Source organism: Flavobacterium sp. K77, from assembly GCF_021608205.1.
Classification (GTDB): domain Bacteria; phylum Bacteroidota; class Bacteroidia; order Flavobacteriales; family Flavobacteriaceae; genus Flavobacterium; species Flavobacterium turcicum.
Genome location: NZ_JAKIHO010000003.1, coordinates 134193 through 160762 on the forward strand (window position 1 = coordinate 134193; position 26570 = coordinate 160762).

The window sequence follows — 26570 nt, forward strand, 5'->3', positions numbered from 1 at the left end:
GTGATTCTAATTGCGGGAAATTGCTACTTCTTTTTTAAAAGTCGTCCTCTCGGTGAATCTGCTTCCAAAAGAACTAAATCTGAATGTAAAAATTTTGCTGCAGCGGCTGAATCTTCTACTTTAACCGCACTTCGTTTTAGCATCTCGGATTCATATTTCTGTAAAACAGCTTGTCGCAAACCTACATTTCGCCAAGATTCGTTACCCCTAGAACCTGAGTGAATGGCTTGTGCCAATACTACTGCGTCCAGTAATGCTTGATTGGCTCCTTGTCCTTTAAACGGGCTCATAGGATGGGCAGCATCTCCCAAAATGGTAATTTTATCGTGATGCAAATCCGAAGGTTGCAATAAAGCTCTGTCGTAAACCGGATAACCAGAAATTAAATTTTCAGGAGTGGCAGTGATAATCGCCGGAATAGGATGGTGCCATTTCATTCGCGCTAAAGCTTCAGTTTTTAGTGCAGCAGGTCCTTTTTCGCTGAGTAAAATCGCTTCTGATTCTGCCAGCGGAAAACTAAATTGCCACATTATCGAATCATTGTCATACGGCATCATGTAAATTCGCTCGTTACCGTTCGCGGTTTGAAATACAGTAGCATTATCCAACAATGAATCTTGAATTGATGGATTATCCTTTAACGAACAAATACCCAGAATTACTACGCAATTCAAATAACGTAAAGGGGAGATTTGGTCTCCTAAAAGTAGTTTTCGTACGGTGCTTCTAATACCGTCAGCACCAACAACAAGATTTGCTGTTTTGGTTATAATTTGATCATAAACTTGAAAGCTTAGTTCAATGCCAGCTTCTCCAGCGTCTTTAAATTCAATCAATTGATGGTTCCATTGTATTGATTGATGGTCTTGTAATTGCTCTAACAAAGTACTTCGTAAAGCTTGTCGGGCAATATGAATGTTGGAGCGTTTCCCGCTGTTTTTTACATCTTCTGTTAGCCATTTACGAGCACCCCATTCTCCAATTATTTGGCCATCAGTATTATGAACAACATGCCTTGATGATTTGATACCTTGTGATAAATTTTCAATTCCTAAACTACTAATCGCTTTGCTGGCTTGTTGTAAAGTCAAACCATATCCTTGTGATCTGGCCTGAAAATTGACATCTCGTTCGTATAAAGTAAACGGAATGCCACGATGCAAGCAAGCAACAGCAAGAGCAACGCCGCCAATTCCACCGCCAATTATAGCAACAGTTGGAAAGCTATTGAAATCAGGAGTTAAAAAAGCTGCGCCTTCAACAATTCCACTACCTTGACAAACAGTGCAACTATGAAAATGAGCTTTTGGAGGTTGTGGCATTGGTCCTTTTCGGGATTCCTTTTCGAATTGCTGAAGCGCGTTTGTATACGCGCGTTTGGCTTTGTCGCTAAGTCCTTTACTTTTTTTGCCCCGACCTTGACATGCTGTACAAAAAATCCATTTTTTGGGATTTGAAATCAAATTAAATTTTTTAAAGTATTGATTTGTTATGATTTATGTATAAATAACTAAACTAAAGCTTTGATATTGATTTTCACGAAATCAAATCTACTTTTAAGCCCTTTTTACATATTTTCGAAAGGCAAATTTAAGATAAAAATTATTGGGAAGGAGTAGTGCAAATGCATAAAAAAAGTCTTCTTTGCTAAGTGCTAAGAAGACTTTGTCGGTATATAGAAAACGATTCGTAACCCAAGTTGATTTTAAAATCGTAGTAAACAAGTATATATTTTTGGATTTATTTCTGTGTAATTTCACGCGTTAACCAACCGCTTTTACCCGCCGTGGCAATCGAGTAAGGCGCGATCCAAAATAATCCAAAAGTAAACAAAATGCTATACGAATACGCCCAAAGTGATTCTGAAATACTGTATTTTTTGGCATAAAACAGAACTGGGAAAGTTGAAAATAACAGGATTCCCAATAAAGTTGAACTTACAAATAACAACGGATGTATTGCAATAAAAAACAACATGAACAACAAAAAAGGATAAGTCATAGCTAAAGTCAAGAATTGGTTGATGAATAACAAACGAGTTCCTGTTTTAGACTCTTTTTTAAAGTTAGTAAAAACATAATTAGCCATTGCCAAGTTTTCACGAACATTACTGCGGCCCCAACGAATAAACATTTTGTACAAACCTTTATATTTTTCAGGTACGTCTGTTAAAACGACCGCATTACGCTGAAAAAGTACTTTTTGTCCTTGTTTTAAGATCATATTGGTCATAGCACGGTCTTCGCCAATATCCGATGGAGTTCCCATAAAAGTTTGATTGATCCATTCTGGTAAACAATTAAAAACGGCCGTTCTTTTGTAGGCTGCCAAAGCGCCAGGAGTGCACAACACACTTCCCAACCTGCTTTCGGCAGAGCGTACAAATTCAAAACTCATAACAAAACTTACATTCAGCATTTTTGGTAAAATAGCCGTTTTGTTGTTCAATACGCGAACATTTCCTGCAACAGCTCCACAATTTTCATCCGTAGAAAAAGGACTTACCAAGTTACGAAGGGTATCTTTTTCAATAATAGAATCACTATCAATGGTCACAAAAACGTCTCCCGTTCCTAAATGAAAACCACGGTACAAAGCATGGCGTTTTCCTTTGTTTTCTGGTTGCTGAAAAATTTCAATTTGATTGCCTAAGGTTTGTTTTGCTTTTTGCATCCATGACCAAGTATCGTCTTTACTGCCGTCATCTATGGCCATTATCTGCAATTTATGTTTTGGAAAATCGCTGCTAGCAATACTTAATAAAGTTTGATGAACCAAATGTCCTTCGTTATACGCTGGAACTATTACGGTTATCGTAGGAAGTAGTTCATCTGTAACGGAAGCGATAGGTTTGTAGGTCAAATACAAATAAACGGTATATAAAAAGTAGATTGATTTAAAGGCAAGTAACGCAAGAGTCACCATCAAAAAGGTAAAACCCAATGTAGAGTCCATTCTACTTTCGTTAAAATTGTAAAAATCATCTTGCAATACATAAACTGTCGATGCGCCGATGAGCAACATCAAAATTGTAGTGCCCAATACCAATCTATTTTTTAAAACTGTTTGCGAAATTTTTGGCGTTGTAAAAACTGTTTTTTCAGTTCTTTCAAAGATTGGGTTTGCTGTTGGTAAGGTTTGCGTTTTCATGTGTAATTGTTTTTGTTGTTTACTCAAATTCCTTTTTGCAATAGCAGTACCATTTCTATTTACAATTGATTATCAATGTTTTAATGCTTTTAAATTTATTTAATGTGTATAATAATTACTCAATTGTTACCCATTACTCAATTGCTTTTGCAATTAGAAAGTTGAAAAAAGGGGTAAGATTCAAGGTCATTATTTTAATTTTTTTATGCTTTTGCAAAAGCGTCATTGTAAATCTGTAATTTTGTTTTTTATAAATTGATCTCCGACATTTTGAAAAATATCTTAATTATTGACGACGAAGAAAAACTGCGTGGTTTGCTGGCTCGTATTGTAAAATCAGAAGGATTTGAAGTTCTAGAAGCTCCCGACCTGCAATCTGGTTTTAAAAAATTGGAACACAACGCTATTGATGTCGTGCTTTGTGATGTAAAATTACCTGATGGGAACGGTGTCGATTTTGTTCAAAAAATAAAAAGCAGTTTTCCGTTTGTTGAAGTCATTTTGCTTACAGCTTTTGGGAAAATTTCAGATGGTGTTCAAGCCATGAAAAATGGTGCTTTTGATTATATCGTAAAAGGTGATGACAATGATAAAATTATTCCGCTTTTGCACAAAGCTTTAGAAAAAGTAAATCTTCAAAACAAAGTGCAGCAGTTAGAAAAGCGTATTTCAGATAAATATTCATTTGATACCATCATAGGCAAATCCAAGGGTTTAGAACTTGTTATTGATTTAGCTAAAAAAGTTGCTAAAACCGAATCGACCGTACTTTTAACAGGAGAAACAGGAACCGGAAAAGAGGTTTTTGCCCAAGCCATTCACGAAAATAGTACGCGAGTAGGCAAATCGTTTGTGGCTTTAAATTGTAGCACTTTTAGCAAAGAAATTCTCGAAAGCGAACTCTTCGGGCATAAAGTAGGAGCGTTTACTGGTGCTGTAAAAGATAAAAAAGGTTTTATTGAAGAAGCCAACGGTGGGACTTTGTTTTTAGACGAAATAGGCGAAATGCCGCTGGAACTTCAAGCAAAACTATTACGCGTTTTAGAAACGAGCGAATACATTCGATTGGGAGATACCACGCCTAAAAAATCAAATTTCAGACTAATTGCAGCGACCAATCGGGATTTAAAAGCCGAAAGTGAAGCGCATCAATTTCGATCAGATCTGTATTTTAGACTCAATATTTTTGAAATTACGATTCCGCCTTTACGAGAAAGAATAAAAGATATTGCGCCTTTAACCCACTATTTTGTTCAGCAATTTTCAGCCAAAACGAATAAACCAACGCTCTCAGTTGATCCCGATTTTGTACATCATTTAGAGAAACACCATTGGCCAGGAAACGTTCGAGAATTAAAAAATGTGATAGAACGTGCCGTAATTCTCGCCAATGATTTTACCTTAACTGCAGCTGTTTTACCTTACGAAATACAGCATCAACAAGACAATAACAACAAAGTCATGTCGGCTTTTTCGATGCAAAGCGTAGAGAAACTTCACATTCAAAAAGTATTGAATTATACCAAAGGAAATAAAGCTGAAACGGCACGCTTACTAGAAATAGGAATTGCAACTTTATACAGAAAATTAGAAGAATACCGCATTCAATAAACAACAACTTTTCGCTTTTGCAAACGCTTAAAAAGTTGGTTGGACCTACCAGTAAACCTATCAAAAAGATAAAACCTTATCATTTTGATAGGTTTTTTTTATGCCAGAAATCATGATTTATTATTTAAAGTATTGAATTGTAAGTGGTTACTACTTGTTTGCTGAAATGGGAATACTTTTTGGCTAGTGGTATGCAGAACAATAAAATCATTCTTATGAAAAAACAAGTCAATACGATTTATAAGCAAGCAGAGCGATTTGCTGAAATCACAAAAACGGCTATCCGAACAGGAAATATTTTACGAGCCAAAAAATGTTTGGCATTGGCTGAAAGATTAATGACCGTTGGGAGCAACGAAACTAAAATTGCTATTACCAATGTGTATTTATTCTCGGTTTCGTCCTTCATGGAATTACAGCATTGTAGCATAGCCAACTTATTTCCAACACAATTAAAGTTGGCTTACATCAAGCAAGTCAATACTTGCGGTGTTTAAATCTAACCCTAACATTTTTACTTATGATCATCACTCTTTTACTATTGGCTCTTGCTGTTGTATTGTTTGCAATTTGCTTTAAAGCTGTCGAATTTTTTGAAAAAATCTAATCTATGACACTTTTACTCTTCATCGCTTTGGCCGTTTTTGGCTATTTAGTTTACGTATTAATTAAACCTGAAAAATTTTAAAAATGATGCCACCACAGTACAAATTGGTTACAAAGGCTATCCTAGCGTGGAGTGTCGCTTTTCTGCTACTCGTCTTATTTTTGAAAGCCGACGTTTTATTTAATTTCTAACAAACAAATTATGAATACAGAATTATTTGGAGTCATTAGTATTTTTTTACTTTCAATTCTTGTGGCTATTCCTTTCGGGAAATACATCGCCAAAGTATTTACGGGAGATAAAACACTACTTGACTCGATTTTTAACCCAATTGAAAAATTTATTTTCAAGGCAAGTGGCATCAATGCTACCGAAGAAATGAATTGGAAACAACATTTAAAAGCACTTTTGAGTGTAAATATGGTTTGGTTTTTCCTTTGTTTTTTCATCTTATTATTTCAAGGATCTTTATTTTTAAATCCGGATAACAATCCAAACATGAGTCCTGATTTGGCTTTTAATACAGCCATTTCGTTTCTTGTAAATTGTAATTTACAACATTACTCTGGCGAAACAGGACTTTCGTATTTATCCCAAATGGTTTTGATGTTTTTGCAGTTTGTTTCGGCAGCGGTTGGAATTGCAGCTGCGGCTATGGTTTTTAATGCCATGAAAGAACGAACAACCGATAAGTTGGGTAACTTTTACAACTATTTTATCAAATCGTGTACTCGTATTTTATTACCATTGTCCGCATTTGTGGCTATTCTTTTGGTTTTTAGTGGAACACCTATGACTTTTGAAGGCAAAGATACCATTACGACTTTGCAAGGCGATTCAGTTTCAGTTTCTCGAGGTCCTGCGGCAGCGTTTATCGCTATTAAACATATTGGAACAAATGGTGGAGGATTTTTTGGTGCCAATTCGGCGCATCCTTTTGAAAATCCGTCTTATTTTTCAAATGCAGTCGAATTGTGGGCACAGTTAATTATTCCGTTTGCGATGATCTTTGCTTTGGGCTTTTACCTAAACAGAAGAAAATTATCCTATGTTGTTTTTGGAGTAATGACGATCGGTTTTTTATTGCTAGTAATTCCAACAGTTATTTCAGAACTCAACGGAAACCCAGCACTTACAAAAATGGGAATTTCGCAAACTACAGGAGCCATGGAGGGAAAAGAAGTTCGATTTGGTCCCGCAATATCTGGTTTTTGGAGTATTGCTACGACGGTAATTTCAACAGGATCAGTCAACAGCATGCACGATAGCGCCATGCCGGTTTCGGGAGCCATGCAACTTTTAGCCATGATGGTAAATGCTTTTTATGGAGGCTGTGGCGTGGGTTGGCTTAATTTTTACATTTTCATTATCCTAGCGGTATTTATTTCGGGTTTAATGGTAGGGCGAACACCTGAATTTCTAGGAAAAAAAATAGAAGCACGCGAAGTTAAAATAGCCGCTTTTATCGCTATTCTTCATCCTTTATTGATTTTATCAGGAACGGCATTGGCTTCTTATTTTGCTGCCAATGATACCGCAATGGGATATTGGTTTTCGGGTAATGCAAAGGGTTGGTTAAACAATCCAGGACACCACGGATTTACTGAAATGTTATACGAGTTTACCTCAAGTGCCGCTAATAATGGCTCTGGTTTTGAAGGGCTTGGTGATAATAATCCATTTTGGAATATCACCACTGGAATCGTTTTATTGTTGAGTCGTTTTCTTCCAATTATTGGACCTGTAGTAATTGCTGGATTGCTAGCGCACAAAAAATTCATTCCTGAAAGTGCCGGAACTTTAAAAACAGATACAACCATTTTTGGTGTTATGGTTTTTGCTGTGATTGCCATTATTGCTGCTTTATCTTTCTTTCCTGCATTGGCACTTGGTCCATTGGCAGAGTATTTTACCCTAAAATAATTTAAAAAATGACTAACAATAAATCCAACTCATTGTTTGAAAGTAAGCAAGTTAAGGAAGCTTTACTGCAATCCTTTATAAAGCTTGATCCTAGAATAATGTTCAAAAATCCGGTCATGTTTACCGTTGAAATAGGAACTGCCGTAATGCTTGCAGTTTGTATTGCAATCCTTTTTGGTGCACAAGATCAAGGTACTTTTACCTATAATTTTATCGTGTTCTTAATTTTATTAGCGACTCTATTATTTGCCAATTTTGCGGAAGCTATTGCCGAAGCGAGAGGAAAAGCACAAGCAGATAGTTTGCGAAAAACACGTGAAGAAACGCCAGCCAGACTAGTTTTATCAAATGGTGAAATCAAAAACATCAGCTCATCTGAACTAAAAAAAGGTGATGTTTTTGTGTGTGAATCGGGAGATTTAATTGCAACGGATGGCGAAATCATCGAAGGTTTAGCAACTATTGACGAAAGCGCCATCACAGGTGAAAGTGCGCCCGTAATACGTGAGGCAGGCGGAGATAAATCATCTGTCACAGGTGGTACAAAAGTACTATCTGATAAAATTAAAGTGATGGTTACCAATGAACCTGGCGAAAGTTTTCTCGATAAAATGATCGCCTTGGTAGAAGGCGCTAGCCGCCAAAAAACACCTAACGAGATTGCACTTACGATTTTATTGGCTGCTTTTACGCTCATTTTTGTGATTGTGTGTGTTACTTTAAAACCTTTTGCTGATTATGCCAATGCACCAATTACCATTGCGGCTTTTATTGCTCTGTTTGTTTGTTTAATTCCTACGACAATTGGCGGTTTATTATCTGCGATTGGAATTGCGGGAATGGACCGAGCATTGCGCGCAAATGTGATTACAAAATCAGGAAAAGCAGTGGAAACTGCTGGCGATATTGACGTTTTACTGTTGGATAAAACAGGAACGATCACAATAGGAAACAGAAAAGCTACCGGATTTTATGCTGCTGCGGGCATCAATGAAGCCGATTTTATTGCATCAGCAGTACTAAGTTCTTTAGCCGATGATACACCCGAAGGAAAGAGCATTGTTGAGTTAGCAGGTCCTGCAGTTGCTCAAAAATTATCCATTGAAGGAGCGACTCTTATTAAATTTACTGCCGAAACCAGAACAAGCGGTGTGATTTTAAAAGATGGTACAAACATTAGAAAAGGAGCACAAGATGCAGCCAAAAATATTGCAGCACAAGCGGGAACTATTTTTCCTGAGGATATCGCTCAAAAAGTAATTGAAATTTCATCAAACGGAGGAACACCATTAATCGTTATCAAAAACGGGTCTGTTCAAGGTGTGATCGAGTTGCAAGACATCATCAAAACGGGAATGAAAGAACGTTTTGATCGTTTGCGAAAAATGGGCGTGAAAACGGTTATGGTAACGGGTGACAATCCGTTGACGGCCAAATTTATTGCTGAAAAAGCAGGTGTAGACGATTTTATTGCAGAGGCAAAGCCAGAGGATAAAATGAATTACATCAAGAACGAACAACAAATGGGTAAACTGGTGGCTATGATGGGCGATGGTACAAATGATGCTCCCGCTCTTGCTCAAGCTGATGTAGGAGTTGCCATGAACAGCGGAACACAAGCGGCTAAAGAAGCCGGAAATATGGTTGATTTAGACAATGACCCTACAAAATTGATTGAAATAATTGAAATTGGAAAACAATTATTAATGACGCGCGGAACGCTTACCACGTTCTCAATTGCAAATGATGTGGCTAAATATTTCGCTATTGTTCCCGCTTTGTTTATCACAGCCATTCCAGCGCTCCAAGGCTTGAACATTATGCAACTGCACAGTCCTGAAAGTGCTATTTTATCTGCGGTTTTATTCAACGCGATTATTATTCCAATTTTGATTCCGCTTGCGCTAAAGGGAGTCGATTATAAACCAATTGGTGCGAGTGCTATTTTGCAAAGAAACCTTTTGATTTACGGTCTTGGAGGTTTGGTTGTTCCCTTTATCGGAATTAAATTGATTGATTTGGTTGTCGCATTATTTATGTAAAATCAAGCCTAACAGGTTTTCAGAGCCTGTTAGGTTTATAAAAAAATAAAAAAATGAAAAATATATATTCTATTTTAAAATTGACCTTGTTTATGTTGGTTTTATTGGCGGTGATTTATCCAATGGCAGTGTTTGGAATTGCGCAATTGGCCGCCAACGAAGGAAAAGGCGAAACGGTTTTGGTAAACGGAAAAGTAGTAGGTTATCAAAAAATTGGTCAGAAATTCGATAAATCGAGTTATTTTTGGAGTCGCCCATCGGCAGTAGATTACAATGCCGCAGGAAGTGCAGGAAGTAATAAAGGTCCGAGTAATGCAGAATATTTAGAAGTTGTTCAAAAACGAATTGATACTTTTTTAATAGCGCATCCTTATTTAAAAAAATCGGATATCCCGGCTGATATTGTCACAGCTTCGGGCAGTGGTTTAGATCCGCATATTTCGCCGCAAGCTGCTTTTATCCAAGTTAAACGTATTGCTCAGGGGCGAAATTTATCAGAAGATTTGGTTAAAAAATTAGTCGAAAGCAAGGTAAATTCGCCTCAGATTATGGGAACTCCGTTTGTTAATGTGTTGGAATTGAATGTGGCTTTAAATGAACTAAAATAAATTCTGGGAAAGTTTCTTCTTAAATAAATAATGTATATGAATGATAGTATTCTGTTATTTACGAGAGTACTAGCCCAGATGGAAACGGCATCCTTTGCTTGCATTCTTTAAGCAAGCAAAGATATAGTGAACAGCTGGAATAGCTTCTAGAAAAAATTAACGAGGATAAAATAAATTTATGCTCTTACAAAAAATATAAAATGAAAAAAATAATGTTAGCGGCTTTAATAGCCTTTGGTGTTTCAACTGTTCAAGCTCAAGAAGTCGAAAAAACGAAAAGTCCATTGACGTTTTCGGGATATGCTGAAACGTATTACAGTTTTGATTTTGCGAATCCTGACAACCATATTCGCCCTGGAATTTTTTACAATTACAACAAGCACAATGAGGTTAATTTGAATTTGGGCTTTGCAAAAATGAATTATTCCAGCAGTACGGTTCGAGGAAATTTTGCTTTGATGGCAGGAACCTATGCGGAGTATAATTTGGCTGTTGAAAGCGATTTGATGCAACATGTTTTTGAGGCAAATGTGGGTGTCCGTATTTCATCAAAGGCAAATTTATGGGTAGATGCGGGGATTATGCCTTCGCATATCGGATTTGAGAGCGCGATTGGCAAAGATAATATGACTTTAACCAGAAGTATTTTGGCTGAAAACTCACCGTATTATGAGAGCGGTGTAAAAATAGGGTACACATCGCCATCTGAAAAATGGTATTTAGCAGCGATGTATTTGAACGGATGGCAACGCATCCAAAAGATTGAAGGCAATCAAACTCCGGCTTTTGGAACTCAGGTTACCTATAAACCGAATACTTCTGTAACGCTCAATTGGAGTACTTATGCAGGTAATGAGCAGGCCGATGTGGCGCGCAGATGGCGTTATTTCAATAATTTTTACGGACAATTTAAAGTTGCCGAAAAGACAACATTAATTGCAGGTTTTGATATTGGATCGCAGCAAAAAGCAGTTAAAAGTAGTACTTATGATGTTTGGTTTACTCCCGTTTTGATGGCGCAGTACAAAGCTACAAACACGGTGCAATTGGCCGCACGAGCAGAGTATTATAGTGATGAAAAAGGTGTAATTATTGCTAGCGGAACACCAAATGGTTTCAAAACCTGCGGATTCTCGGCTAATTTTGATTACATAGTTAGTGACAATGTAATTTTTAGAGTAGAAGCAAGAAATTTAAAAAGTCAAGATGCAATATTTATAAAAGATAATGTTCCTAATACTAGTAATACTTTTGTAACTACTTCGCTTGCGATTTCGCTTTAATTAGATCATAATAGGCATATAAGTTCAAAAAAGAAAACTGAAATGTCCTTATATGCCTTATATGGTACTTTTTTTATGGAACAAGAAAAACAAAAAAACGCGCAACATTTTCTGGATTTGATTCAGAAATCACGTAAAGGGAAATTCAAAGTCTATATTGGGATGAGCGCTGGCGTGGGCAAAACCTATCGGATGTTGCAAGAAGCACATACTTTGCTGAAAAACGGAATTGATGTAAAAATAGGGTATATCGAAACGCATTTTAGGAAAGAAACGCATGAATTACTTGATGGATTACCTATAATTCCTAGGCGAAGTCTTTTTTACAAAGGCAAACAACTTGAAGACATGGATGTTCAGGCTATCATTAATTTACGACCTGAAGTCGTTATTGTCGATGAGTTGGCGCATACCAACATGGAAGGAAGTAAAAATGAAAAGCGATGGCAAGATGTTCTAGAGATTTTGGATGCGGGAATTAATGTAATTAGTGCCGTAAATATTCAACATATTGAGAGCTTGAACCAAGATGTAAAACGCATTACATCGGTTGATGTTCAAGAACGAGTTCCTGATAATGTATTGCGATTGGCTGATGAAGTGGTCAATATCGATTTGACAGCCGAAGATTTAATTGCACGATTGCGCGAGGGCAAAATTTATACTGCTGACAAAATTCAAACCGCACTTAACAATTTTTTTAAACCCGATCAAATCCTGCAGTTGCGGGAATTAGCCTTGAAAGAAGTGGCTAGTCAAGTAGTTCGTAAAGTAGAAAATGAAGTAAAACCAACTGCAGGACATCGTCACGAAAAATTGCTTGCTTGCATTAGCAGTAACGATACCACTGCTAAAATAGTGATTCGGAAAGCAGCACGATTGGCCAGTTATTACAATTGCAGTTGGTATGTTTTGTATGTAGAAACTCCAAAGGAAAGTAGCGATAAAATTGCTTTAGACAAACAACGGTATTTGATTAATAATTTCAAATTAGCCACGCAACTTGGAGGCGAAGTGCTAAAAATTAATAGCCCTGATATTACTGAAACCATGTTAAAAATTGTTGCTGAAAAACACATTACAACAGTTTGCATCGGGAAACCGCATTTCAATTTAATTAAAGTAATTTTGTCTACAACTATTTTTAGGCGTTTGCTAAATAGTCTTTCATTATCAAATGTTGATTTAGTGATTTTGTCTTAACTCAATCAAGGTTTTAACGCTTTTCGCAAAAGTAAAATTGTACTTTATTTATAGTAGCAAACAAGAGCAACAACAATCAAAACAAGGTTGAACATATTAATTCATCCCACGAAAATATGAGAATTAAAACAAAATTAAATTTAGGCGTAGGCTTGTTATTTGCGCTGATCATTATACTCTCTTTGGTTAGCGCATTTTATGTTTTTTCGATAAAAAAAGACACCGAAAATATTTTGAAGGCCAATTACAACACCTTAGAATTTTCGAGAAATATGCTACTTTCATTAGAAAAGATAAGTACTGATGAACAAGCAGCAGTTGCAGTTTTTGAATCTAATCTCAAAAATCAAATTCTCAATATTACCGAATCAGGAGAGGATGTTGTGACTTACAGCATTCAAAAGCAGTTCAATGGTTTGAAATTGGATAGTGACAATTCCACCTTAAAGAATACTATTCGGTTGGATATTTTTGAACTCATGAAACTCAACATGATTGCCATAAAGCAAAAGAGTGATTTAGCAACACAAACCGCTGAAACGGCAAATTTTTGGATTGCAATTACCGGAACATTATGCTTTTTGATAGCATTTAATTTACTTGTCAATTTACCCAACAATATTGCAAACCCAATCAAAGAATTAACTGCAAGCATCAAAGAAATTGCGAATAAAAATTACTCGCAACGTGTTCATTTTATGAATCATAATGAGTATGGCGATGTGGCAAGGTCATTTAATACGATGGCACAAAAGTTAGAAGAATATAGTAACAGTGACTTGTACAAATTGGCTTTTGAAAAAAAACGTTTGGAGACTTTAATCAACAAAACACATGATCCCATTATCGGATTAGATACAGAAGGAATTGTTTTGTTTGCCAATGATGAAGCGCTTAAAATTATGGGAATGCAAAGCGAGGATGTAATTGGTCAATCGGCATCTACCTTGGCTTTATCCAATGATTTGCTTCGAAATTTAATTCTTAGCGAAGTTCAAAATGAAATTGAAAAACCATCAAAAAAAGCAATTCCGATAAAAATATTTGCCGATGGTAAAGAAAGTTATTTTGAAAAAGAAATTGTGAATATCACTATCCAGCCAACTGGAGAAGAACACATTATTGCGATTGGTGATGTAATTATTTTGAAAAATATTACCGTTTTTAAAGAATTGGATTTTGCAAAAACTAATTTTATTGCTACCGTTTCGCACGAATTGAAAACTCCAATTGCATCGATCAAATTAAGTTTACAATTGTTAGAACAAGAACAAACGGGTAGCATCAATTCAGAACAAAAACAGTTAATATCAGGTATTAAAGAAGATAGTCAGCGTTTGCTAAAAATTACCGGCGAATTGCTGGAACTATCGCAACTAGAGACTGGAAATATTCAATTACGAATGGAAAATGGTAATCCGTATGACATGATTCAGTACGCAATTGAAGCCGTAAAAGTGCAGGCCGATAAAAAGCAAATCCAATTTAATGTGATTGCAGAGCCTAATATTCCAGCAGTAAAAGTTGATAGCGAAAAAACGGCGTGGGTTCTAATTAATTTTTTAACCAATGCAGTTGCTTATTCTTCTGAAAATAGTAGCGTTACTGTTAATCTCAAAAAAGAGAACAACAAAGCTATATTTCAAGTTATCGATACCGGTCGAGGTATTGACAATCGCTATAAAACGAAGGTTTTTGATAAGTATTTTCAAGTTCCTGGTAGTCATAAATCAGGAACAGGATTAGGTTTAGCAATCAGTAAAGAATTTATCGAAGCTCAAAACGGTACTATTGGCGTAGAAAGTGAATTAGGCTTGGGTAGTACTTTTTACTTTTCTGTGGATTTGGTTTAAAAAGTTTTTCAAACTACTTAAATACTTTTAATCTAACGTCAAGGCTCCCAAAATTTCTTCTGATAAAAAGGGTCCGCCAGGATATTGAGCCGTATAGTCTAAATTCATCCAAATTTGTCCGCGTTCGTCAACGTGATAATGTAATTTTTGATTGGCACTTTCCTTCGGGAAAAGAATATTCTTGATTAAAAAATTGACTTTTTCTAAATCAGCTTCAGTTCCAATTAATATTTCAGGGTAAATGTGTCCTGTCGTGTGTATCAGCCGTGGCGTTCCACCAATAGATTTGATACTGGCTGCCATTAAAATAGAATGATCGTCACAATCTCCTGAAAAATAAAGCAAAGATTCTGATGCCGTTGCAATATAATCACGCGCTTTTGGGTCGCTTACGTAATTCCAGCGGCTGTTGATTTCCTTGAAAACTGCAAAACATTGAATGATCGTTCGGTAATCTGAGTAGCCTTTTAGTCCCTTAAAATGCTCATTGGTAGCCATGATTGCAAAATTGCGAATCTTTGGGTTTTGGTATTCAATGGCATTAACAATTTTTGATTTGTTTGGGAAAGGTAACAATTTTGCAATGATTATATCTTGAGGATATGGATTATCAGACATAGTGTACAGCATTGTGTTATAATCATCATAAACGCTGTTAAAACCGTAATTGCCAATAGTAGAACCGTAAATTAAAGCCAATAGATAAACAAAAATACAAAGTATGATAATGGTACGTAATAACCTTAAAATTAGCTGAATTACCACGACCATAACGATAAAAATCACTACGCGATCGATGTTCAAAAACCAATTGGGATTAATTAAGTTTTGATGTAAAATGATAAAAAGAGGAATGGCAATTAATACATTCAGTACAAAAATGATCACATCATCCCAAGGTTTTTTGACCTGAAAACGATGCTTAATTACCTGAAAATTAATTTCTTTTTTTTGTATCATAGTTACAATAAAAACAGTTCCCTATACTGTTTTTACAATGTCCTCAAAAGTACCTTTTTTATCAATAATTCCGAGTTCAAAAAGTTGATTTTGAACTTTGTTTAACATTTGAGGTTGTAATCCTTTTTGAGACCAACGCGTTAATCGCAACCACTCTTGAATATCTTCTAATTTTTGATGGTAGGCTTGTGCCAAGGTTTTATCAATGCTTGGTATTTCTTTGAATTCTTGCGTGGTTTGATTGATGATTTCTAATACTTTCGCAACTATTTCTGGTTGTTCTAGCAGTATTTCCTCACGAACTGCAATTACAAAGCATGGCCAAGGAGTAGGGCAATCAGCAATTCGTCTGAATATCCCTTTGTCAACCAGTGGTTTTGTCATAAACCGTTCCCACATAAAATAATCTGCTGTTCCATTGGTTAATGCTTCAACAGCTCCGTCGATGGTGTTTACGATTTCAAATTGCAAAATGGATGTATCCCAGTTTTGATTACTAGCGTTTACGTAAGCCATTAATTGCGAACCAGAACCCAATCGGGAAATGGCAACTTTGGTATTTTCTAAATCTGCTAAAGTTTTAAAACGAGACTCAGCAGCCACGTGAATTCCCCAAATTAAAGGACTATCAACATATACTTGTACTATTTTGCTCGGATTTCCAGCTGTGATGTCTTTTACAATTCCTTCAGTAAGGATAACAGCAATATCAGTTTCGCCATCCCGAAGCATTTGACACATTTTACCGGTTCCCTCCGGTACATCGGTCCATTGTAAGTCTATATTTTCATTTTCAAAATCGCCATTTTCAATGGCTAAATGCCAAGGTAAATTGAAATGTTCAGGAACTCCTGCTATTTTTAATGTTTTCATTATAAAAAAGGATTTTTTAATTCGTACCAGTTCCAAGAGACACCGTCTTCTAAGTAGGTTTCGGTCATTTGTAGGCCGATTTTTTGCAAAATTCGGTTAGAAGCAATGTTATCCGAATGCGCTGCCGCTTCCATAACCGGAATTTTCATAGTTTTGAAACCGTAGTCCAACCACGCAAAACTAGCTTCACTGGCGTAGCCTTTGCCCCAGAATTTTTCATCTAAGCGATACCCAATATCGTAAAAATGGATTTTGTTATTGACCATTTCGGTGTTGAATTTGAGTCCAGCCCAACCAATAACTTCATTAGTTTCTTTCAAAACCATTACAAAACGTCCAATTTTGTTTTGCTTGTATTGCTCTTGAACGGAGTTGATGATGTTTTTTACCTCATTTACATCTGTTAATGGAGTGTTCCAAAGGTATTCGTGTACTTTTGGATTTCGGTCCATTTCGAACAAGGCTTCAGCATCTGAAAGTTTCATTTCTCGCAAAAGTAATCGGTCAGTTTCTAGAATTAAGTCCATAGTAAATTAATTTTAAGTCTTTAGCACAATTTCCCTTAGCCCTGATAGAAGCGGTATCCTCTTGTGGTAGCGCTAGCGAACACAAGAGATATAGCGGATAGCAGGAAACAGCTCCTAAAATTAAACATTTATATCTTTAAAATGTTGATTTTTTGCATAACGAATCATGTTGGTAAAAGCGTCGTTATCTAAACTCGGAATTTCTAAAATTTGATTTAAAATCTCGGTGTCGTACTCGTTAGCCGCTGTTGTAAAATACGGACTCAAATGCTTGCCAATACTCTCGTAATACAGTTTTTCAATCGTATTTTGATAGCTAAATTCTTTGGTATTTTCTATTAAAGTAAAATTTGAGTATCCAACTTCTTTCATTATCAATTTCAATCCTTTAGCCATGTTAAAGCTTTTCCTGTGGACTATGTTTAACTGTTCAATATCTTTTCGTTGAAAAACTGAAACAATTACTTTGGCAACATAATCTACAGGAATAATATTTAAAACTGTATCGGGATTGACAATAAACCTCACGTTTTCTTGATCGCCTTTGCGTTGCGAGGTAAAGTGGAAAAATTTGGCCAATAAATAAAACACCATGTATTTTGAGATAAAATAGGGGTTTTCAGGAGTTAGCATATTACCACCAATTACGCTGGGACGCAAAATTTGAAAAGGCAAACCTATTTTTTTACAAGCTGTTGCAATGAAATTTTCAGAGGCAAATTTGGCGTTTTCATAGGCATTGCGGTGTTCTGGCTCAAAATTTAATTGATGAAAATCGTTATCAATCATTCCTGTTCGGTTGCCTGAGGAAAACGCTGTACCGATGTAAATAAATTTGGTGATAAACGGGTGAAAAAGTTCAAAAATAGACTTGGTAATCGTGGTGTTTTCGTTAAAAATTCTTTCGCGCTGGGCTTCGTCTGTAGATAAATTAACCAAACCTGCCGAGTGAATGAAGTACGCTCCCTTTATTTTTTCGGTCACCGTATTTTGAATGTCAGCTAAATCTGTATCAATGATTTCGATAAATTTTTGAAGTTTTTCAAAACCTTGCTGAAGCAATACAGAAGGTGTGTAGCTGCTTGTAAGTAATTCTTTGATACGATTGTGGGCCGATTTTTTTCCTTTATTTCGCGCTATCAAAAAGAGTTTCCCATCGGGATTAGAAGTGCTAAAAAGTTCTAGAATTTCATACATGACGTGCGATCCTAAAACGCCCGTGGCACCGGTAAGTATTATTTTCATTCGTTGTTTGTTCAAAAAACAAATGTAGTTTTAAAAAAGAATAAATTGTTTTTTAAAACTACAAATGTGTATATCAAGAATTGTAAATTTAGATTCCTGCGGCCAGTTTATCTAGTGTATACGCAATTAAGGCATCTACTGCTTTATAAGGATCCTCGCTAAAAGTTCCAGATGCACGATTGGCAATAATGGCATTTAATGACAAGGCATTGTGTCCTAAAAGTGCCGAAAGTCCATAAATTGCAGCGGTTTCCATCTCTAAATTAGTAATTTGGCTTTCTCCAAATTTAAAATTATCCATTTTTGAATTCAATGCTTCATCTTGAATGTTCAAACGGAGAACGCGTCCTTGTGGTCCGTAAAAACCTCCAGCAGTAGCTGTGATTCCTTTGTGCATTTGGTCACTTTCAATCACTTTTTCTAATTTTTCAGAACAAGCAATTACATACGGTTTTCCTTTTTTGAGATCCCAATTAGTATGTTGAACGAAAGCGTCTTCTATTTCTAGATTCGAAACTTCGTCAATTAAATAGGAACGAAGCATGTTGTCTAATCCCAAGCCAAATTTCGACAATACAAAACTATCCACGGGAATATCAGCCTGCAAAGAACCCGAGGTTCCAATACGAATGATGTTCAAGGATGTTAAATTTTCTTTTGGCTGACGCGTTTCAAGATCGATGTTTACCAAAGCATCAAGCTCGTTGATTACAATGTCAATATTATCGGGTCCAATACCAGTGGACATTACGGTAATGCGCTTGCCTTTAAAAATTCCGGTTTGGGTTTTGAATTCTCTTTTTTGAGTCGAAAATTCAATACTATCGAAAAATTGAGTGATTTTCTCCACACGATTTTGATCTCCTACAAAGATGATATCGTGCGCAATATTTTCGGGTTTTAAATTCAAATGGTAAACGCTACCGTCTGGATTTAATATTAATTCTGATGATTGTATCATTTATTTTTTTGTTTAAAGTTTAAGGTTTTAAGTTGCTCAACTGAATATTAAAACTGAGACTGTATACTGAGACTGCAAATAGCTCACTATCAACCTCCAACACGTTTTACTTTGAATCCTTTTAGTTTTAATATTTCCATTATTTTATCTCGGTAATCTCCTTGAATGATAATCGAATCGTCTTTGAAAGTACCGCCAACACTCAGTTTAGTTTTAATTTCTTTGGCTAGAATTTTAAAATCTTCGTCCGTACCTTCGTAACCTTCAATGATTGTGGTTGCTTTTCCTTTACGTTTTTCAAATTTACAAATCATTGGCTCTTTTTGAACGTATAATTCGTGGGGTTCTGGTGCTACAAATTCTTCTGGCAAGGGTTCGTGATCAGGGAATAGGTTTTTTAATTGGTCTTGTAAGTCCATAACTTTATAATATTGATTATTTAACCATTAAGAAATTTGAGGTAAATTAAGTTTTAAAACTCTTAATTTCTAACTAGTTAAAAACAAAAAGACATCAAGCGAACTCGATGTCTTTCTTGAACTATTGAATTAAAATTTATTTTTTGATCAATCCTAAATCAACCAAACGTTCGTAAAGATAATCACCTGCGGTGATGTCTTCAAATTGTTTTGGATTTTCAGCATCGATGCAGTTTTCTAAGCAATTCAATGGCATATCGCTCACTGGGTGCATAAAAAACGGAATTGAGTAACGAGAAGTTCCCCATAATTCACGTGGCGGATTTACCACTTGATGAATAGTCGATTTCAATTTGTTGTTGGTATGACGTGATAACATGTCACCTACATTAATTACCAATTCATCTGGCTCAGCAATAGCGTCAATCCATTCTCCGTTGTGGTTTTGTACTTGTAACCCTTTTCCTTGAGCACCCATCAACAACGTAATCAAATTGATGTCACCATGAGCAGCAGCACGAATAGCGTTTTCAGGCTCTGATGTAATTGGTGGGTAATGAATAGGTCTTAGGATAGAATTTCCATCTTTGGCATAATTGTCAAAATAGAATTCATCTAATCCTAAACGCAATGCTAATGCTCTTAATACAAAAACACCTGTTTTTTCTAACATTTGGTAGGCTTCTTTTCCTACTGCATTAAAACGAGGTAATTCTTTTACTTCAACATTTTCAGGATACTCTGCAGCATATTTTGAATCTTGAGACACATATTGTCCAAAATGCCAAAATTCTTTCAAATCTCCTTCTTTTCTGCCTTTGGCGTGTTCTGTTCCAAAAGAAACATAACCTCTTTGTCCGCCAATTCCAGGGATTTCATAACTGCGTTTGGTTTCTAATGGTAGGGCGAAAAAATTTCTAATTTCACCATACAATTCTTCAACTAACTGATCATTTAAAAAATGCCCTTTGAGTGCTACGAAGCCAATGTCTTCAAATGCACTTCCGATTTCATTTACAAATTTTTGTTTACGTGCCGGGTCATCCGACAGGAAATCACGCAAGTCAACACTAGGAATGTTTTGCATACTTAAATAATTTTATAAATTGCAAGGAATAAATCTTGCAGATACAAAGATAAAGAATAATTTTAATTTCGAATTTTAAAAAATGATATTAAAATAAAAAAATATAACAAAATAATTAAAAACTGTTATAAATTTTTATCTTTGAAATCGATACTAAAAACCTAAAAATGACTTTTGATAGAAAAAACCTCACTGACCTCGAGTTAATAACACTTTACAAAAAGCTATTAAAACCGCGTCTTATCGAGGAAAAAATGCTAAAACTAATTCGCCAAGGCAAAGTATCTAAGTGGTTTTCTGGAATAGGACAGGAAGCTATTTCGGTTGGTGTTACCGCAGTTTTAGATTCAGATGAATACATTTTGCCGATGCATCGAAATTTAGGTGTATTTACGGGAAGAGATATTCCGTTGTACCGTCTTTTTTCGCAATGGCAAGGCAAAGCTAATGGTTTTACAAAAGGTCGTGATCGTAGTTTTCACTTTGGCTCGCAACAGTATAAAATTATCGGAATGATTTCGCATCTCGGACCACAATTAGGTGTGGCTGATGGGATTGCTTTGGCGAATAAACTCAAGAAAAACGGCAAAATTACAGCTGTTTTTACTGGAGAAGGCGCCACAAGTGAAGGAGACTTTCACGAAGCTTTAAACATTGCTTCGGTGTGGGAATTACCCGTGCTTTTCGTAATTGAAAATAACGGATACGGACTTTCTACACCAACAAATGAGCAATACCGCTGTGAAAATTTAGCTGATAAAGGCATTGGTTACGGAATGGAAAGTCATATTGTTGACGGAAATAATATTTTGGAAGTTGTAAACTTGTTATCAGAGTTAAAGGCTTCAATGAAAGAAAATCCACGTCCTATTTTGCTAGAATTTAAAACATTCCGAATGCGCGGGCACGAGGAGGCGAGTGGAACAAAATACGTTCCGCAGGAATTAATGGATATGTGGGCAGAAAAAGATCCGGTAGAAAACTTCAGAAATTATTTGATAGAAAACGGCATTTTGAAAACCGATGATGATTTGGCTTTTCATCTTGACATTAAGCAGGAAATTGAAGAACATTTGGCACTAGCTAACGCAGAAGCTGAAATTGAAGCTTCTTTGATGGAAGAATTAAATGATGTATACAAACCATTTGCTTTTGAGGAGGTTAAACCATCAGAAGATAAAGAAAATATTCGTTTTATCGATGCAATTTCAAGTGCTCTGCAACAATCTATGGAGCGCTTTGAAAATTCGGTAATCATGGGACAAGACATTGCAGAATATGGTGGTGCCTTTAAAATTACCGATGGCTTTGTAGCGCAATTTGGCAAAGAGCGCGTGATTAATACACCTATTTGCGAAAGTGCTGTAGTTTCAGCAGGAATGGGACTTTCTATTAATGGCTACAAAGCGATTGTTGAAATGCAATTTGCCGATTTTGTTTCGACAGGATTCAATCCGATTGTAAATTTATTAGCAAAATCGCATTATCGATGGTTAGAAAAAGCCGATGTTGTTGTACGAATGCCTTGTGGCGGTGGAACTCAAGCGGGACCCTTTCATTCACAAACTAATGAAGCGTGGTTTACCAAAACTCCAGGTTTAAAAGTGGTTTATCCAGCCTTTCCGTATGATGCAAAAGGATTACTAAACGAATCTATTAACGATCCAAATCCGGTATTGTTCTTTGAGCACAAGCAATTGTATCGTAGCGTTTACCAAGATGTTCCTAAAGCTTATTACACCTTACCATTAGGAAAAGCGGCTCTATTAAAAGAGGGGAAATCGGTTACTATTATTGCTTTTGGAGCGGCAGTTCATTGGGCAATTGATACATTGGATAAAAATCCTGATATTTCAGCAGACTTATTGGATTTAAGAACCTTACAACCTTTAGACACCGACGCTATTTTTGCTTCTGTCAAGAAAACGGGTAAAGCTATTATTTATCAGGAAGACAGTCTGTTCGGCGGAATTGCTAGTGATTTATCAGCATTAATTATGGAAAATTGTTTCCAATATTTGGATGCACCGGTGAAACGAGTAGCAAGTTTAGACACGCCAATTCCTTTCACAAAAGCGCTTGAAGATCAGTATTTACCAAAAGGTCGTTTTGAAAATGAGCTTATTGCGCTGTTAGCTTATTAAAATCATGAAAAGGAATTTCGGATTTTAAAAATACCCTAAAATCCAATAAATAATAATAAATAGGAGGATGGTTCCAAAACAACCGCCTCCTAATTTTTTTGCACCATATCCGGCGATGATAGTTTTAAAAAATCCGTTCATGTTATTGATTTTTAATTTTTTATAAAAATAGTGATTTTATTGCAACTAACTAAATTAGTTTAATTCAATAAATATTTTCTTTAATAATTGAATTTCATCAACGTAAATAGTTTTCTTTCTAATTGCAAAATAGAGCGTATTTTTTAATAACGATTTCCCTTCCCAAATCAATTTTATCAATCCGCTTTCAATTTCTTTACGGCACAAAAAATCAGGAACAACTGCCAACCCTTTTCCACTGCTCAAACAACGAACTATAGAATTAAGATTGGGAACGATATAGTTGGGTCTAAAATCTGGGTGTTTATTAAAATTTAATTGCCAAAAACGGCGTAAATGTTCCATATCTCCTGTCGTACCATACCATTTTTGTTGCTTTAACCATAGTTCAATATTGTGAATATTTCCCTCTTCTGCTATCAAATTGAATTCAGAACCGTCAACATCGCTTCCACCCACAAGTACAATAGTTTCTGAAGAAAATGCCTGATATTCAATTGTGTTTTTTATTACCATTTGTGGCGTGATAATTAAATCTAGTATACCTTTTTCTAAATTTTCTACCATCTCCTGATATTCGCCAAACTGAATGATAACGTTAAAGGGTAAAGTTGAAATGTATTGCTCTAACGTGATTTGGAATGTTTCAAAACACATTCCTACACTTATTGTTGGTGTATTTTTCTCGGTGCTTCTTTGAAAATTTTTCTCGGCCTCTTCCAATTTAGTTAAAGCTTCAAAAATAAAATTATACAATATTTTTCCTTTTTCAGTGGGTACCATTTTTCGACCCGTGCGGTCAAATAATTTATATCCCACATAAGCTTCCAAGGAACTCAAATGGAGACTCACGCCAGGTTGTGAAATAAATAATTCCTCTGCAGCACTTGTTAAAGTTCCTGTTTTATATACTGCTTTAAAAGTTCTATACCATTCTAAATTCAACATATCTATCATAATTATAATACAAAGGTATAAATTATGTTATTTTAATAATAGAATTTCCCACTATAACTTTGCACTATTAATTTAAAAATACAATTATGACAAAAATATTTATAATCAATGGCGGACAAAAATTTGGCCATTCTGGTGGTCGGTTTAATGAAACAATTTCGAATGAAACTTCAAAATTTTTTGAAAATAACAGTGATTTTCAAGTAAAAACTACCAACATCAACGATGATTATATTCCTGCTGCAGAGGTGGAAAAATTTGTTTGGGCGGATGTCATAATTTATCACACTCCTATTTGGTGGTTCCAAGTGCCACATGGATTTAAAAAATATATTGATGTAGTTTTTACCGCGGGACATGCCAATGGAATTTATAAAAGTGACGGTCGTTCTCCAGAAAATCCGACGATCAATTACGGAATAGGAGGAATGCTGATAGGAAAAAAATATATGTTGACCACCTCTTGGAATGCTCCAAAAGAAGCTTTTACTTTACAAGGAGAATTTTTCAAAGAGCACAGCGTAGATGATGGACCATTATTTGGTTTTCATAGAATGAATGCATTTGTAGGAATGGAGCCTTTGCAAAGTATTCATTTTCATGACATCGAAAAAAATGCGAATGTTGAAAATGATCTCAAAATGTATAAAAATCATTTAGAAACCTTATTTTTGGACTAATCATGCCGATAAATTTAACTGTAGTTTTAAAAAGCAAAGAAGAGTTAACAGCAACTTTAAAAGAAATGTTACTCACATTAGTAGCGCAATCAACTCAAGAAACAGCTTGCTTACAATACGATTTGCATCAAAGTGTAGATGATTCTGATACTTTTATTTTTCATGAGGTATGGGAAAACGAAGCCGGATTGCAATTACATAATGAACAACCTTACTTAATTGAATTTTTTGAGAAAGTAAAACCGATGTTGCAAGTACAACCCACCATTTATTTCACCAATAAATTGTCATAATCATTTGGGTAACTTCAGACGATGAATTATTTTTGAAAAAAAAATTAAACCGTACTCATGAAGCCGCTTAACGAAAAATTATTAGTCAAAGATGCCACTATAAATAAAGTACAATTTGATAAAGAATGGTTTTATAAATTAGATGATATGGCTTTTTATCTGAAAGAAGATTTGTCTGAAGTAGAATTTATTTTTTTACCAATGCTTATTGATGGTGAACAAGAGTTCGTTAAATGTTCCAGTTATGAAGATATTATACGGGGTCGCAAAGAGTTAGAGTAAAAGAAGGAGGCATTAAGCCTCCTTTTCTTGTTTAACGATTGGCCTGTTGGGCTTTTTCTTTTATGATTAAGCTGATTTTTCTATTTTCAATTTTACTTTCCAACCACGAAATGATATCGAGATATAAAAAGGCGCGTTTTTCATAAGTGTTTTGTTCCAATTCAATAAAACGAGTTCGCATTTTAATAAATTCTTTTTTGATATCTGTTGGATAAATAGAGTTTAAGTTTTTCAAGAATTTGATAATTTCTTTTTGTACTTCATGCAAGTCGTTCATTTTAATTAAAAACTTATAGGTGTTTTTGAGCTGATTTTCTAAATAGTAATCTTTTCCCAGTTCATAATGTGCTATCAAACAAAGCAAACGCGCAAAACACATTAAGTCTTCGCGCATGCTTAGATTTCTATTGTTGATAATTTTTTCCAGATAAAAAATACACTCGGCATATTTTTCGTTTCCAAAATAAATAGAGGCAAATTTATAGTAAAACAACATTTCATGATGCTCGTCAAGATGATCGGTGTGCATTTTCAATTTATGCAATACTTCTGGAATCAAATATTCACTTTCGGCAAAAGTACCTTCCAAAATATGTAAATTGAGTTTATTATTATAAACGTACAAAAACGATAAACTTGCAATATTGTCATTTACGGGAAATCTTGGATCTTTGATGGTTTCCTCCAACAATTCAAGATATTCTTTGAACTTGGTTTTATACTTCAGCATGTACAACGATTCCAATAAATAATGATTTCCTTTCAAGAAAAAAACGGGATTCAAGTAAATCATACTTGGATTTTCGTAAAATAAAGTCACCCATTTTAAGGCATATTTATAACAAGATAAAAAATCTTGAACCAAAAAACTACGCCACAAATTAGCATTGTAAAACCAGTATTTCTCTCGAAAACCAAATTTCTTTTCGTCGAGTTTAGCTGTGTGTTTTTTAAAGTAGTCATCAATATAGGTATACTCTGCATCGGTTTTTACATACCCCGTTTTGAGCATGATACCATATAGCTGTAGTGATAAGTTTGATAATTTACTAGAAATGGTATTGCGGTAGTTCAACTCTTTAGCTTGTACTACCAATTCATCTGCACGACCTTGAATACTGCGGGTTATGTATTGGGATTCAATGAGTTTCTCAAATTCTACAATTTCATAGGCCATTAACTTTTCATCATTCTCTAAAGCTAAAATTTTGGTTTTATCCAAGATTTTCAAACTTTGTTTATACAATCCTTTGTTATACAAAATAGCTGCAAAATCAATTTGCTCTCGCAATTGGTAGCGCATGTTTTGACTAGGAATATTCAAACGAATACTCACCAAAATTTGTTTGTACAAATAGGATTTAAGATTTGATAATTGCACTTTTTTAATACTTCCACTTTTTAAAATCAGTTTTTCATCATAAGTTTCTGACTTGTCTAAAATGTTAAATAGCTCAATGAATTTGGTATTCGAACTAGTTTCTAATCGGCTAGCGAAAATTTTAAATTGTCTTTTTTCTGACTTCGAAAGTGACTTTATCAGTACAAATAAAAAATCTTTTTGATGGTTAGCCATTGTAGAATAAAAGGGTTTATGTAGTTGTAAATCAATGATTTAATAGATTAAAACATTCCTTATAAGCAGTATAATTCAAGAAATTGTATTTTCTATCCCACCAATGAAAGATATTTTTGTTTCAAGTTGTGCAAATTACATTAAA

At 35.2% G+C, this 26570-nt stretch carries 24 protein-coding genes; 13 read left to right on the plus strand and 11 right to left on the minus strand.

Annotation, left to right across the window (positions count from 1 at the left end; all coding sequences use genetic code 11):
• Nucleotides 1–23: 23 nt before the first annotated feature.
• Both L1S34_RS07830 and L1S34_RS07835 read right to left on the minus strand, forming a co-directional pair.
• Nucleotides 24–1463, minus strand: a complete 1440-nt coding sequence (locus L1S34_RS07830) for an FAD-dependent oxidoreductase (protein ID WP_236363542.1) — start codon at nucleotides 1461–1463, stop codon at nucleotides 24–26.
• A gap of 277 nt (nucleotides 1464–1740) precedes the next feature.
• Nucleotides 1741–3150: a glycosyltransferase gene (locus L1S34_RS07835; protein WP_236363543.1), complete on the minus strand. Its 1410-nt coding sequence runs from the start codon at nucleotides 3148–3150 to the stop codon at nucleotides 1741–1743.
• 267 nt (nucleotides 3151–3417) lie between these two features.
• Between L1S34_RS07835 and L1S34_RS07840 the strand changes: the two genes are divergently transcribed.
• From L1S34_RS07840 to L1S34_RS07880, 9 genes are all read left to right on the plus strand, one after another.
• On the plus strand, nucleotides 3418–4761 hold the full coding sequence (locus tag L1S34_RS07840) for a sigma-54-dependent transcriptional regulator (RefSeq protein WP_236363701.1): 1344 nt from the start codon (nucleotides 3418–3420) through the stop codon (nucleotides 4759–4761).
• Nucleotides 4762–4976: 215 nt separating this feature from the next.
• Nucleotides 4977–5258, plus strand: a complete 282-nt coding sequence (locus L1S34_RS07845; protein WP_166134477.1) for a DUF7674 family protein — start codon at nucleotides 4977–4979, stop codon at nucleotides 5256–5258.
• A gap of 113 nt (nucleotides 5259–5371) precedes the next feature.
• Nucleotides 5372–5449 (plus strand): K(+)-transporting ATPase subunit F, encoded by a 78-nt coding sequence (gene kdpF / locus L1S34_RS07850; RefSeq protein ID WP_236363702.1) that lies wholly within the window; start codon nucleotides 5372–5374, stop codon nucleotides 5447–5449.
• Between the two features lie 120 nt (nucleotides 5450–5569).
• A complete protein-coding gene (gene kdpA, locus L1S34_RS07855; RefSeq protein ID WP_236363544.1) occupies nucleotides 5570–7291 on the plus strand; it encodes a potassium-transporting ATPase subunit KdpA in 1722 nt (573 codons plus the stop codon).
• Nucleotides 7292–7299: 8 nt separating this feature from the next.
• Complete coding sequence (kdpB, locus tag L1S34_RS07860; RefSeq protein WP_236363545.1) at nucleotides 7300–9333, plus strand: potassium-transporting ATPase subunit KdpB; 2034 nt, start codon at nucleotides 7300–7302, stop codon at nucleotides 9331–9333.
• Nucleotides 9334–9386: 53 nt separating this feature from the next.
• Nucleotides 9387–9941, plus strand: coding sequence for a K(+)-transporting ATPase subunit C (locus tag L1S34_RS07865; RefSeq protein WP_236363546.1), 555 nt, complete (start codon nucleotides 9387–9389; stop codon nucleotides 9939–9941).
• A 200-nt stretch (nucleotides 9942–10141) separates the two neighbouring features.
• Nucleotides 10142–11224 (plus strand): porin, encoded by a 1083-nt coding sequence (locus L1S34_RS07870; RefSeq protein WP_236363547.1) that lies wholly within the window; start codon nucleotides 10142–10144, stop codon nucleotides 11222–11224.
• A 75-nt stretch (nucleotides 11225–11299) separates the two neighbouring features.
• Entirely contained in the window at nucleotides 11300–12427 is a 1128-nt protein-coding gene (locus L1S34_RS07875) for a sensor protein KdpD (RefSeq protein WP_370637597.1), read from the plus strand.
• 116 nt (nucleotides 12428–12543) lie between these two features.
• The gene (locus L1S34_RS07880) at nucleotides 12544–14280 is read left to right on the plus strand and encodes a HAMP domain-containing sensor histidine kinase (RefSeq protein ID WP_236363549.1); all 1737 of its coding nucleotides are present in this window, start codon (nucleotides 12544–12546) and stop codon (nucleotides 14278–14280) included.
• Between the two features lie 27 nt (nucleotides 14281–14307).
• Here the strand turns inward: L1S34_RS07880 and L1S34_RS07885 are convergent, their stop codons facing one another.
• The 7 genes from L1S34_RS07885 to L1S34_RS07915 form a co-directional block, all read right to left on the minus strand.
• Nucleotides 14308–15240 carry a transglutaminase gene (locus L1S34_RS07885; RefSeq protein WP_236363550.1) on the minus strand — a complete coding sequence of 311 codons (933 nt, stop codon included), beginning with the start codon at nucleotides 15238–15240 and terminating at the stop codon, nucleotides 14308–14310.
• A gap of 21 nt (nucleotides 15241–15261) precedes the next feature.
• A complete protein-coding gene (locus L1S34_RS07890) occupies nucleotides 15262–16113 on the minus strand; it encodes a substrate-binding domain-containing protein (protein ID WP_236363551.1) in 852 nt (283 codons plus the stop codon).
• Nucleotides 16113–16640: a GNAT family N-acetyltransferase gene (locus L1S34_RS07895; protein ID WP_236363552.1), complete on the minus strand. Its 528-nt coding sequence runs from the start codon at nucleotides 16638–16640 to the stop codon at nucleotides 16113–16115. The genes L1S34_RS07890 and L1S34_RS07895 overlap by 1 nt, the downstream gene beginning before the upstream one ends.
• A 120-nt stretch (nucleotides 16641–16760) precedes the next feature.
• A complete protein-coding gene (locus L1S34_RS07900) occupies nucleotides 16761–17885 on the minus strand; it encodes an SDR family oxidoreductase (protein ID WP_236363553.1) in 1125 nt (374 codons plus the stop codon).
• Nucleotides 17886–17973: 88 nt separating this feature from the next.
• Nucleotides 17974–18846 (minus strand): nucleoside phosphorylase, encoded by an 873-nt coding sequence (locus tag L1S34_RS07905; protein ID WP_236363554.1) that lies wholly within the window; start codon nucleotides 18844–18846, stop codon nucleotides 17974–17976.
• A gap of 89 nt (nucleotides 18847–18935) precedes the next feature.
• Entirely contained in the window at nucleotides 18936–19265 is a 330-nt protein-coding gene (locus tag L1S34_RS07910; RefSeq protein ID WP_236363555.1) for a translation initiation factor, read from the minus strand.
• A 136-nt stretch (nucleotides 19266–19401) separates the two neighbouring features.
• Entirely contained in the window at nucleotides 19402–20352 is a 951-nt protein-coding gene (locus tag L1S34_RS07915; RefSeq protein WP_236363556.1) for an isopenicillin N synthase family dioxygenase, read from the minus strand.
• A gap of 167 nt (nucleotides 20353–20519) precedes the next feature.
• On the opposite strand from L1S34_RS07915, the gene L1S34_RS07920 reads away from it, so the two are divergent.
• On the plus strand, nucleotides 20520–22496 hold the full coding sequence (locus L1S34_RS07920) for an alpha-ketoacid dehydrogenase subunit alpha/beta (protein ID WP_236363557.1): 1977 nt from the start codon (nucleotides 20520–20522) through the stop codon (nucleotides 22494–22496).
• A gap of 195 nt (nucleotides 22497–22691) precedes the next feature.
• Here L1S34_RS07920 and L1S34_RS07925 read toward each other — a convergent pair whose 3' ends face one another.
• Nucleotides 22692–23585, minus strand: coding sequence for a LysR family transcriptional regulator (locus L1S34_RS07925; protein WP_236363703.1), 894 nt, complete (start codon nucleotides 23583–23585; stop codon nucleotides 22692–22694).
• A gap of 95 nt (nucleotides 23586–23680) precedes the next feature.
• Here L1S34_RS07925 and L1S34_RS07930 point away from each other — a divergent pair, with 95 nt between their 5' ends.
• Genes L1S34_RS07930 through L1S34_RS07940 form a run of 3 tightly spaced genes read left to right on the plus strand, consistent with a single transcriptional unit; the run spans nucleotide 23681 to nucleotide 24849 of the window.
• Nucleotides 23681–24274, plus strand: a complete 594-nt coding sequence (locus tag L1S34_RS07930; RefSeq protein ID WP_236363558.1) for an NAD(P)H-dependent oxidoreductase — start codon at nucleotides 23681–23683, stop codon at nucleotides 24272–24274.
• Between the two features lie 2 nt (nucleotides 24275–24276).
• Nucleotides 24277–24567, plus strand: a complete 291-nt coding sequence (locus L1S34_RS07935; RefSeq protein WP_236363559.1) for a putative quinol monooxygenase — start codon at nucleotides 24277–24279, stop codon at nucleotides 24565–24567.
• Nucleotides 24568–24624: 57 nt separating this feature from the next.
• Entirely contained in the window at nucleotides 24625–24849 is a 225-nt protein-coding gene (locus L1S34_RS07940; protein ID WP_236363560.1) for a hypothetical protein, read from the plus strand.
• Nucleotides 24850–24880: 31 nt separating this feature from the next.
• Here L1S34_RS07940 and L1S34_RS07945 read toward each other — a convergent pair whose 3' ends face one another.
• Entirely contained in the window at nucleotides 24881–26425 is a 1545-nt protein-coding gene (locus tag L1S34_RS07945; protein WP_236363561.1) for a hypothetical protein, read from the minus strand.
• Between the last annotated feature and the right edge of the window lie 145 nt (nucleotides 26426–26570).

Excerpts from the sequence above, each read along its gene's own strand:
- L1S34_RS07885 (WP_236363550.1), bottom strand. The coding sequence starts at position 15,240 with ATGATACAAAAAAAAGAAATTAATTTTCAGGTAATTAAGCATCGTTTT.
- kdpF (WP_236363702.1), top strand. The coding sequence starts at position 5,372 with ATGACACTTTTACTCTTCATCGCTTTGGCCGTTTTTGGCTATTTAGTT.
- L1S34_RS07875 (WP_370637597.1), top strand. The coding sequence starts at position 11,300 with ATGGAACAAGAAAAACAAAAAAACGCGCAACATTTTCTGGATTTGATT.
- L1S34_RS07905 (WP_236363554.1), bottom strand. The coding sequence starts at position 18,846 with ATGATACAATCATCAGAATTAATATTAAATCCAGACGGTAGCGTTTAC.
- L1S34_RS07925 (WP_236363703.1), bottom strand. The coding sequence starts at position 23,585 with ATGTTGAATTTAGAATGGTATAGAACTTTTAAAGCAGTATATAAAACA.
- L1S34_RS07935 (WP_236363559.1), top strand. The coding sequence starts at position 24,277 with ATGCCGATAAATTTAACTGTAGTTTTAAAAAGCAAAGAAGAGTTAACA.
- L1S34_RS07835 (WP_236363543.1), bottom strand. The coding sequence starts at position 3,150 with ATGAAAACGCAAACCTTACCAACAGCAAACCCAATCTTTGAAAGAACT.
- L1S34_RS07930 (WP_236363558.1), top strand. The coding sequence starts at position 23,681 with ATGACAAAAATATTTATAATCAATGGCGGACAAAAATTTGGCCATTCT.
- L1S34_RS07915 (WP_236363556.1), bottom strand. The coding sequence starts at position 20,352 with ATGCAAAACATTCCTAGTGTTGACTTGCGTGATTTCCTGTCGGATGAC.
- L1S34_RS07920 (WP_236363557.1), top strand. The coding sequence starts at position 20,520 with ATGACTTTTGATAGAAAAAACCTCACTGACCTCGAGTTAATAACACTT.
- L1S34_RS07870 (WP_236363547.1), top strand. The coding sequence starts at position 10,142 with ATGAAAAAAATAATGTTAGCGGCTTTAATAGCCTTTGGTGTTTCAACT.
- L1S34_RS07910 (WP_236363555.1), bottom strand. The coding sequence starts at position 19,265 with ATGGACTTACAAGACCAATTAAAAAACCTATTCCCTGATCACGAACCC.
- L1S34_RS07900 (WP_236363553.1), bottom strand. The coding sequence starts at position 17,885 with ATGAAAATAATACTTACCGGTGCCACGGGCGTTTTAGGATCGCACGTC.
- L1S34_RS07895 (WP_236363552.1), bottom strand. The coding sequence starts at position 16,640 with ATGGACTTAATTCTAGAAACTGACCGATTACTTTTGCGAGAAATGAAA.
- L1S34_RS07890 (WP_236363551.1), bottom strand. The coding sequence starts at position 16,113 with ATGAAAACATTAAAAATAGCAGGAGTTCCTGAACATTTCAATTTACCT.
- L1S34_RS07880 (WP_236363549.1), top strand. The coding sequence starts at position 12,544 with ATGAGAATTAAAACAAAATTAAATTTAGGCGTAGGCTTGTTATTTGCG.
- L1S34_RS07940 (WP_236363560.1), top strand. The coding sequence starts at position 24,625 with ATGAAGCCGCTTAACGAAAAATTATTAGTCAAAGATGCCACTATAAAT.
- L1S34_RS07845 (WP_166134477.1), top strand. The coding sequence starts at position 4,977 with ATGAAAAAACAAGTCAATACGATTTATAAGCAAGCAGAGCGATTTGCT.
- kdpB (WP_236363545.1), top strand. The coding sequence starts at position 7,300 with ATGACTAACAATAAATCCAACTCATTGTTTGAAAGTAAGCAAGTTAAG.
- L1S34_RS07865 (WP_236363546.1), top strand. The coding sequence starts at position 9,387 with ATGAAAAATATATATTCTATTTTAAAATTGACCTTGTTTATGTTGGTT.
- L1S34_RS07945 (WP_236363561.1), bottom strand. The coding sequence starts at position 26,425 with ATGGCTAACCATCAAAAAGATTTTTTATTTGTACTGATAAAGTCACTT.
- kdpA (WP_236363544.1), top strand. The coding sequence starts at position 5,570 with ATGAATACAGAATTATTTGGAGTCATTAGTATTTTTTTACTTTCAATT.